The sequence below is a fragment of the Delftia sp. ASV31 genome, assembly GCF_016428765.1.
In the GTDB taxonomy this organism is placed as follows: domain Bacteria; phylum Pseudomonadota; class Gammaproteobacteria; order Burkholderiales; family Burkholderiaceae_C; genus Comamonas; species Comamonas acidovorans.
This window is the reverse complement of sequence record NZ_JAELTK010000175.1, coordinates 1-2,630: the sequence shown is the minus strand read 5'-3', so window position 1 is coordinate 2,630 and position 2,630 is coordinate 1. Positions and strand designations below refer to the sequence as shown.

At 71.6% G+C, this 2,630-nt stretch carries 2 protein-coding genes and 1 pseudogene; 2 read left to right on the top strand and 1 reads right to left on the bottom strand.

Features of this window, described 5'->3' with window-relative positions; all coding sequences use genetic code 11:
* A pseudogene (locus tag JHD82_RS28770) lies at nt 1–1,000 on the bottom strand (helix-turn-helix transcriptional regulator); the annotation flags it as partial.
* Between the two features lie 182 nt (nt 1,001–1,182).
* Between JHD82_RS28770 and JHD82_RS28765 the strand changes: the two are divergent.
* Nucleotides 1,183–1,965 carry an SDR family NAD(P)-dependent oxidoreductase gene (locus tag JHD82_RS28765; RefSeq protein WP_034395951.1) on the top strand — a complete coding sequence of 261 codons (783 nt, stop codon included), beginning with the start codon at nt 1,183–1,185 and terminating at the stop codon, nt 1,963–1,965.
* 133 nt (nt 1,966–2,098) lie between these two features.
* Nucleotides 2,099–2,630 (top strand): beta-ketoacyl synthase N-terminal-like domain-containing protein (locus JHD82_RS28760; protein WP_269848176.1); only part of this gene is annotated, 532 nt, incomplete at its 3' end.

The following is a 2,630-nucleotide window of genomic DNA, read 5'->3' as shown; positions in this document are numbered from 1 at the left end:
TGCTGTGGTAGCGCCAGCTGTGCCCGCCCTGGCCACCCTGCGCCTCGTCGGCCAGCGGCACCAGGAACAGGTGGGCCTGCTCCAGCGCCTGCAGCATGGCGGCGCCGTCGGCGCGCGGCACCAGGGCCTGGCAGACCTGGGCATCCAGCGTGCGCAGGATGCTGGTGCGCAGCAGGAAGTCGCGCACGGACGCGGGCTGCTGGGCCAGCACATCCTCGGCCAGGTAGTCGGCCACGGCGCGCTCCGAGCCCGAGAAACGCTCGATGAAATCGCTGTGCGGGCCATGGCGCTCCAGCGCCAGCGAGGCCAGCCACAGCGCGCCTATCCAGCCTTCGGTCTTGTCCAGCAGCCGCGCCAGGGCCTCGCGCGGCAGCGGGCAGCCGCGCAGGCGAAAGAACTCCTCGGCCTCGCCCACAGAAAAGCGCAGCAGCGCCGCATCGATCTCCAGCAACTGGCCACTGGTGCGCAGCCGCCCCAGTCCCAGGGCCGGCAGCGCGCGCGAGCCTATGACCAGGCGCCCGCGCTCGGGCAGCTGCTCCATGAGCTGGCGCACCAGGCCCAGCACGGCATCGTTGTGCAGCACCTCGAAATCATCAATGAACAGCGCAAAGGAGCGGCCCTCGCCGGCCAGCGCATGCAGGGCCTGGGACAACTCGCCGGCGCCTTGCGATGGCCCCACTCCCAGGGTGCGCACGGCCGCGCCCAGGCACTGCAGAAAGCGCGAGACATCGTTGTCGGCGGCATCCAGCGTCAGCCAGGCCGTGGCCTGGCCCTCGGCCTGCAGGCGCTCGCGCATCTGGCGCATGGCCGTGGTCTTGCCGAAGCCGGCAGGGGCGCGCACCAGCACCACGCGGGCGCGCAAGGCCTCGGGCCAGCGCGCGGCAACGGCCAGCCGGGCCACCTGGGCGGCAGCGGCGCGCGGCGGGCTCAGCTTGGCCTGCGGCACGTAGCCGGAACCCGGACCGGGGCCGGAGGAAGGGGTGGGCGCTGGGGGCTGCATGCAGGCAGGGGGCACTGTGAAGGGGTGGGGCACCGGGCACTTTCGTCGGTTTCGACGATGGCGGCAAGACGGGGCGATTCCTAGACTTGGAGGCAGATCATAGGTGGCGGCCTGCCGCCTGTCCCGATCCAAGGCGACAGGCAACGGCGCGCCGCCAACGCACCAACCAAGGAGACCTTCACATGCAGCTTGACGCAAGCATCAGCGCCGTCGTCACGGGCGGGGCATCGGGCCTGGGCGCGGCCACCGCGCGCCGCCTGGCCGCAAAAGGCGTGCGCGTTGCCCTGTTCGACCTCAACGAGACGGCCGGGCAGGCGCTGGCGCGCGAGACAGGCGGCCTGTTCTGCCGCGTGGACGTGACCGACGAGGCCAGCGTGGACGCGGGCTTTGCCCAGGCGCGTGCGGCCCACGGGCAGGAGCGCATCCTGGTCAACTGCGCGGGTACGGGCAATGCCGTCAAGACCGCCAGCCGCGACAAGGCCACGGGCGAGATCCGGCACCTGCCCGTGGCCAATTTCGACCGCATCATCCAGATCAACCTGGTGGGCACCTTCCGCTGCATCGCCAAGTCGGCGGCGGGCATGCTCACGCTGGAGCCGCTGGCCGACGGCGAGCGCGGCGCCATCGTGAACACCGCCTCGGTGGCGGCGCAGGACGGGCAGATGGGCCAGGCCAGCTACTCGGCCAGCAAGGCCGGCATCACGGGCATGACCCTGCCCATTGCGCGCGACCTCATGGGCGAGGGCATCCGCGTGAACACCATCCTGCCCGGCATCTTCGACACGCCGCTGCTGCAGGGCGCGCCCGACAACGTGAAGGCGGCGCTGGCCGCCTCCGTGCCCTTCCCCAAGCGGCTGGGCCAGCCCGACGAATACGCCCACCTGGCCGAGACCATGATCACCAACGGCTACTTCAACGGCGAGTGCGTGCGCCTGGACGGCGCCATCCGCATGGCGCCGCGCTAGGCGTACCGCCCAGGCACCACGGCAGGCACCGTCCCCGCGTTTTCCCTGGCCGGAATCGTCGCTTGCGACGATGCCCGGCCCGCGCCGGCCGGGCCACCATCCCCCCAGGAATACAGGAACAGGAGACATATCCATGGCACAGGCATACATCGTCGCCGCCACGCGCACGGCGGGCGGCAAGCGCGGCGGAAAGCTCTCTGGCTGGCATCCGGCCGATCTCGCGGCCCAGGTGCTGGACGAGCTGGTGCGCCGCAGCCGGGCCGACCCGGCCCAGGTCGAGGACGTGATCATGGGCTGCGTCAGCCAGGTGGGCCAGCAGGCCACGAACGTGGCGCGCAACGCGGTGCTGGCCTCGTCCCTGCCCGAGTCCGTGCCGGGCACCACGGTGGACCGGCAGTGCGGGTCGTCCCAGCAGGCCCTGCATTTCGCGGCCCAGGCCGTGATGTCGGGCAGCATGGACATGGTGATCGCCGCAGGCGTGGAGAGCATGTCGCGCGTGCCCATGGGCACGCCCAACGCCCTGCCCGCCAAGGCCGGCCTGGGCGTGTACATGAGCCCGGCCATGCAGCAGCGCTACCCGGGCGTGGAGTTCAGCCAGTTCATGGGCGCCGAGATGATGGCCGGCAAGTACGGCCTGGCCAAGGACCAGCTGGACGCCTATGCGC

What these genes read in the sequence shown, in the direction of transcription:
- JHD82_RS28765 (WP_034395951.1), top strand. Translation starts at nt 1,183, where the DNA reads ATGCAGCTTGACGCAAGCATCAGCGCCGTCGTCACGGGCGGGGCATCG.